This is a genomic window from Xanthomonas cissicola, assembly GCF_008801575.1.
In the GTDB taxonomy this organism is placed as follows: domain Bacteria; phylum Pseudomonadota; class Gammaproteobacteria; order Xanthomonadales; family Xanthomonadaceae; genus Xanthomonas; species Xanthomonas cissicola.
On record NZ_VZPL01000124.1, the window covers coordinates 1 to 5,591 of the forward strand.

The following is a 5,591-nucleotide window of genomic DNA, read 5'->3' on the forward strand; positions in this document are numbered from 1 at the left end:
AACGCGAACGAAACAACTCATCGGCAGGCAACTGCTCGGCGGCAGGACGGCGTGTACGCATGGGCGAAAACTGCCAGAAACCAGTTCGTAGAGTAACGAAAACTGGCAATTCCAGCACACCTAAAACGCAGGTTAAGCCTTGCAATGGATGCAGCCTGGGGGTTTTTCAGGGGCGACTATGTATGGCTATGGCCTGCAATTCGCCTAGGCCAGCTCGTCACGATTGAAGACGAAGACGGGGTCTGGACCGGCTACGCCTTATGGGCTTATCTGACGCCTGAAACCGCCAGTCATTTGGTTCTGCAAGATCCGCCGTTCTTGCCAATTAGCGACTGGAACGAAGGTGATCAACTCTGGATCTTGGATTTCGTGGCTATGCCAGGGCATCACCGACGCCTGGCGAAGGCACTTCGGGACCGCGTGCGACCACACTTCAAGCAAGCGCATCGCTTGGTGCGAGATAAGGCGGGCGCTATGCTGGGAACCAAGACTCACAGACTTCGCAAAGATAGCTGAGGAAGACACGTCGCTTCCTTGATACGAATGGACGAACCGAAGCGACAAGGCAGTTGCAACCTATGCACGAAGTGACATCAAGGTCGACCAAGGCCTGGACTGGATTTTTGTTCCTGGGCTTCGGTTCTGGTTTGCCCTATCCGCTGATCGGCAGCACCTTAGGCTATTGGCTCAGCGAAAAGTCGCTTTCGATCGCAGTCATCGGTGCCTTGGCTTGGACCGCACTTCCTTACTCCCTCAAATTCCTATGGGCCCGCCATCTCGACCAACGTCGTGCGCCGGTCGTTGGAAGCACCATGTCGCACCGTCAAGGCTGGATTGTCTTGTCTTCCATCATGGTCGCCCTCTCTCTCCTAGGCCTTGTCCTGAGCGTTGTCGCCGGCAGCCTTCCGCTGATTGCGCTGAGCTGCATCGCAGCAGCCTTTGGCGGCGCGACCCTGGATGCCTCAGTCGATGCGTTCCGGATCGAACAAGAGGCAGTGCACCAGCAGCCAGCCAAGCTCCTCACTGCCTACCAATTTGGCTACCGTATTGCTCTACTGCTGAGCGACGGTCTGGTGTTCTTGCTGGCGGCGCGGCTGTCATGGCAAGTTGCTTATGCAATTCTGCTGCCCCTGATGTTGGTGCCCATCTGCGGAACGCTCTTTCTGCGATCTCATCCCGATCGCGTCCTCACCCCAGGTCGCACGAGTGCGGAGAAGCAGGGGGCTCCGTTGGTGTCGCTTCGACCCTCCACGCTCCAAGGATGGATCGCGGTGGTCGTCTTCATCGGCTGCTATCGCCTACCGGACATTCTTCTGGGTCCCATGATCAATCCCTTCTTCTATGCCCTTGGCATTGGAAAGAGCGTGGTCGGATCTCTCCATATCTGGCTTGGAATCCCAGCAGCCTTCCTCGGAATTTTGGTTGCAGGCACCAGCTTGAAGCGCATGCCCTTGAGCACGACCATTCTTGTTGGCGCGGCTCTCCAAGCCCTTGCCCTGCTCGTTCTTGCATTGCTTTCGTCAAACGAGCAGTCTGCTGAACTGCTTTGGGCTAGCGTTATTCTTCAAAACCTTGCCAGTAGCTATACCGGCATAGCCCTGGTTGCTTACATGTCAAAGCTGGTCACGCTTGGACGCGCAGGTGAGCACTACGCTTGGCTAACCAGCTTTTACTCCATCTTCGGCAGGGTGCTTTCCGGCTTCTCAGGCCTTGCAGTGGCTTATCTCACCACGCTCCATGGACAAAGCCAAGGCTATGGCACGTTTTTCATTGGCATCTGTCTGACTTGCACACCTGCTTTACTTGTCTACTCGGCATTTCTTCGAAGACAGATCATTTAACTCACTTCCAAGCCTGAACGATCCGGACACATCTAGTCCGGATCATTTGACCAGCGATCTAATCCAAAGATCTGAAACGACCATTTTATAGTAGCAGTCCCTAGCGCATCTAGTCGCCATCGAAGTAATCAATAATTACTTCTGGCAGCACTCACTAGACTGTCAATGCTGAGTTTTTGGATAATTCTTTTCTTCCACAATCGTCAGTGAAGAAACGCATGGTGAAGTCACATCAGTAGTGGATATCGATATGACGTAAGGCCCCTTGGACAGGATAGCCGGGCGAGTCCAAGACGCGCCTCTGATTGACGCTCTGGGTTCTCGCATTTTTTCAACGAAACCCATATTTTTAATAAAACTATCGTATCTCTCGCAGCCTTCCATCTTAGAATCTGAAAAAAAAGCAGACAGCGAACCAACTGTCCATTCCTGGCTCTTAGCGTCTCCTCGATGTGAGCCAAATCTAAGTTCTTTTATCTGCGAAGATGGCGCAATGAATGAGACCTTATAATAACGATGAAGCATTTCATCTTTGAGGATAGACGTTTTGGCGTCTGCAACCAGAGCTTCAACCTGGCTTTGGCTGACGTAACCACCCCCATTAAACAAGGAGACAAGTTTTTCCACTCGCTCTTCGGCACAGTATGCCTGCGGGGATGCAACTGCAAAAACCAGCAGTCCAGCCAGACTCGAAATTAATTTGCTTCTATAGAATTTAAACGCTTTCATAAATACCACCCTCTCAGTTACCATTGTATACAGACTCATAATACTGTTTCACCGTTTGCCCTCCGCCATGATCTTGATTTCCATACCACGTCGCGAGCTGACTCATTGCTTGCTCCTGTGTCAATGTCGACCCTATCTGGTTATAAATGCTTGTGACTTCAGCTGGATATTGATTCAGCGTCGTCGGCTCGACTTGGCTGACAAAATTCAGCTCAAAAACCAATGAGCCAGCTTCATTGCTTAGCCAAGTATTCACATACTGTTCCAAGCTAGGACTGGAAGTCCCGTAATCAACAGGATTGTAAACATGATATAGCTCATGGCTAAGAATTGTTGCAGCCTCCAAAGTTGTTCCCGCGTAATTGTCGTCAATAAATATTTGGCCGCTTTCAACATCCCCCTTAAGAGCACCAAGATCCTTAAAAGCGGGATGTCTATCGCTGGCAACATATTGCGATAGCAGATTTTTTACCGCGTCGCTTTTATTGATATATTCATCCACACCAGTTCCAAGCCCGCTCACTACTGCTGGCGAAGGTGTAGGACCAACACCCCCGCCGCCTGGGGGATTTATCGGACCTGGCTGCTCAACTGGCGGCGAAGGGGGAAGAGTTGGAGGCGGACTTGTAGGAGGGTTAACTACAATTGGTGGAAACTCAGTGGGCGGCTCGCTTGGATCGACGTCCGCAGCGGCTGCCGCACCTGCCACTAGGAATAACTCTTCGTTTGTCAGCTCTCTCATTACAGTACTCCCTGCAATATTTCGGTTGATAAATTGCTGTTTCGCTTTCCTTTCCTTCAAAACATCATTTTTTTACTTCCTATGCAGCCCATAAATAACAGTCCATTGCAAGCCCGGCTCACATAGAATTAGAGCTAGGCAGACTCGAAGCACTTGAAGATAAATTTACCTCTGTTGGCCTCTTAATCTTGGCATGCAAACCTCATTTCTCCAACGTGACCGTTTCAAAAGTAGCATCTGGCGCATATTCATGTGCCCATCTCAGAACAGATATCTCTGCGTCAAGGCTCTTTTTATTCCTGGGCACAAATAAGGTGAAAGTAGGATTTTTTGAGCAAGAAGCGCCCGACTTCTTGGTGTCGGCTTTGCAGTTAAAGTGAATGAGCCCAGCAGCTTCGACCGTATTATCACTCTTGATGGCAACTGCACCTTTCTCAATGCAGCTCTTGTAGCGGCAGCCGGATATCAAGGTCACCCCATTCCCCACATCAACGTCTTTGTTGGGTGGACCGCTGAGAGCCTCCCCAAACTGCTGCACCAATGGTTTTCCGGGAATAATATAGTCACCCGCTGACTGACCAAAGTAAGCCGATAGGACCGCAGAATTAATCTTGGCAGGCGCAGCCGTGGCCAAAACGCTTCCCCACAACGAAAAGATCATTATTGCAATTGATGCAATTCTTTTGTTAGCTTTCATATCCAACCTCACGTTATAAGTCAACATTTAACCGCCACCCGGCACGCTGCCGTTCGTAATATCTTGTTGAATAAGCGCGGCCTCCCTGTCTCGCCTTGTATCATACGCATCACCGAAATCGTTCAGATTGGTAACAGCATCTTGCCAATGTCCCGTTGTTACTTGGGTCCAGAAATTGGGGGTTGCTGTGGCAAGGCCGGGGCCGTATTGGTAAGCAACACTTGCGATGGCGGTCTGGACGCCACCAGGCAGCTGATAAAAGTCAGCATAATCGGAAGAGTTGTTATAGCTATTAACAACCGTATTTAATATGTTCGATCGAACTGCGTTATCCAACGCATCTGCCTGCGCCTCGGTGATGTGCAGAGGGTTGTTTTGAACGGCACTCAGCGCATCTTGGCCTGTTAGATGAAGGTAGGGCGTCAACGAAGTAATCAGTGCCTGGTCTACACCGAGAGCTGTGAGACTTTCGACAGTCTGGCCACCCAAATCGACGCCAGTTGCCACGGTCACTCCGCTTTGATCTATGACTACACCGTTATTATTGGGGACATACGCATCTAGCTGTTGTCCACCCTCCACGCTGTCAATGAAGGCATTATCGATTCTGTTTTCAGCCGGCAAGGGGACAAAGACATCGCCATCATTGCCTCCTCCTCCACCTTGTGGCGGCGGCGGGGGTTGCTCAACTGGCGGGGATGGTGGCAATGTTGGTGGTTCTGATGGAGGTGGATTAACTACCACGGGGGGCAGCTCAGTGGGAGGCTCGCTTGGATCTACATCCGCAGCGGCTGCTGCACCTGCCACTAGGAATAGCTCTTCGATTGTTAGCTCTCTCATTGCAGCGCTCCATCCTGTGATTAGATTTTTTTCCTGATCGTTTTTTCTATTGAATGTTCCATATCTCTTTTTTCCTTTGAACTTATTTTGATAAGCGTTGTAACTCCTCATTGTTGCTTGGATTTCTCAGCCGTTTCCACGGCCTCGTCCTGATCAAATTTGCTTGGCTGCTCTTTGATCAGGGGCCTCAGGTTTCCGTTAACGAAGAGATAGTGCATATCGCACATCCGAGAGATGTTCTTGTCGTGCGTCACGACGACTGTGGTCGCGCCGATGCTCTTGATGTTCTTCATCAGCTGCATACCCATCTGCTCATCAACCCCAGTGGTTGGCTCATCCATCAACAACAACTTGGTGCGCCTGTAAAAAGCTCTGGCCAAGAAGATCCGTTGTTTTTGACCGCCTGACAGCGTATTTCCCAAGTCGCCGACTCTGGTGTTGAAGCCCATTGGCATGCGCTGAATATCGTCGTGGATGCATGCCAATTTCGCAGCCTGCACGAGGCGTTCCTGGTCAATGTGCTCATCAAACATGGAGATGTTTTCCGACAACGTCCCGGACAACAGATTGTCTCCCTGCATGACGATGCTGACCTTGCTCCGGTAGCTCGACTTGCCGACTTTGCGCAGATCCTCTCCATTGACTAAGAAGTCCCCAACTTGAAGATCTTCAAGCCCCGCCAGAACGCGGATGAGTGTGGTCTTACCCACGCCTGAGTTCCCGACAATTGCAATCACTTGGC

Annotated in this window: 7 protein-coding genes; 2 read left to right on the plus strand and 5 right to left on the minus strand. The window is 50.9% G+C overall.

What is annotated here, in order from left to right:
• The first annotated feature begins 144 nt into the window (after positions 1 to 144).
• Both F7R02_RS23825 and F7R02_RS23830 read left to right on the plus strand, forming a co-directional pair.
• Complete coding sequence (locus tag F7R02_RS23825) at positions 145 to 516, plus strand: toxin-activating lysine-acyltransferase (RefSeq protein ID WP_235900983.1); 372 nt, start codon at positions 145 to 147, stop codon at positions 514 to 516.
• A 62-nt stretch (positions 517 to 578) separates the two neighbouring features.
• Complete coding sequence (locus tag F7R02_RS23830) at positions 579 to 1,841, plus strand: MFS transporter (RefSeq protein WP_078589926.1); 1,263 nt, start codon at positions 579 to 581, stop codon at positions 1,839 to 1,841.
• A 162-nt stretch (positions 1,842 to 2,003) separates the two neighbouring features.
• Here the strand turns inward: F7R02_RS23830 and F7R02_RS23835 are convergent, their stop codons facing one another.
• The 5 genes from F7R02_RS23835 to F7R02_RS23855 all read right to left on the minus strand — a co-directional run.
• Entirely contained in the window at positions 2,004 to 2,570 is a 567-nt protein-coding gene (locus F7R02_RS23835; protein WP_078589928.1) for a hypothetical protein, read from the minus strand.
• Between the two features lie 13 nt (positions 2,571 to 2,583).
• The gene (locus F7R02_RS23840; RefSeq protein WP_005924034.1) at positions 2,584 to 3,312 is read right to left on the minus strand and encodes a hypothetical protein; all 729 of its coding nucleotides are present in this window, start codon (positions 3,310 to 3,312) and stop codon (positions 2,584 to 2,586) included.
• Positions 3,313 to 3,514: 202 nt separating this feature from the next.
• On the minus strand, positions 3,515 to 4,009 hold the full coding sequence (locus F7R02_RS23845; RefSeq protein ID WP_139370946.1) for a hypothetical protein: 495 nt from the start codon (positions 4,007 to 4,009) through the stop codon (positions 3,515 to 3,517).
• 27 nt (positions 4,010 to 4,036) lie between these two features.
• Complete coding sequence (locus tag F7R02_RS27295) at positions 4,037 to 4,960, minus strand: pesticin C-terminus-like muramidase (protein ID WP_151210239.1); 924 nt, start codon at positions 4,958 to 4,960, stop codon at positions 4,037 to 4,039.
• Positions 4,957 to 5,591, minus strand: a 635-nt coding sequence (locus F7R02_RS23855) for an ATP-binding cassette domain-containing protein (protein ID WP_151210240.1), incomplete at its 5' end; no start/stop codon positions are given. The genes F7R02_RS23855 and F7R02_RS27295, both read right to left, overlap by 4 nt.

Coding starts and splice junctions, on each gene's coding strand:
- F7R02_RS23835 (WP_078589928.1), bottom strand. CDS start 2,570: ATGAAAGCGTTTAAATTCTATAGAAGCAAATTAATTTCGAGTCTGGCT.
- F7R02_RS23845 (WP_139370946.1), bottom strand. CDS start 4,009: ATGAAAGCTAACAAAAGAATTGCATCAATTGCAATAATGATCTTTTCG.
- F7R02_RS23825 (WP_235900983.1), top strand. CDS start 145: ATGGATGCAGCCTGGGGGTTTTTCAGGGGCGACTATGTATGGCTATGG.
- F7R02_RS23840 (WP_005924034.1), bottom strand. CDS start 3,312: ATGAGAGAGCTGACAAACGAAGAGTTATTCCTAGTGGCAGGTGCGGCA.
- F7R02_RS27295 (WP_151210239.1), bottom strand. CDS start 4,960: ATGAGGAGTTACAACGCTTATCAAAATAAGTTCAAAGGAAAAAAGAGA.
- F7R02_RS23830 (WP_078589926.1), top strand. CDS start 579: ATGCACGAAGTGACATCAAGGTCGACCAAGGCCTGGACTGGATTTTTG.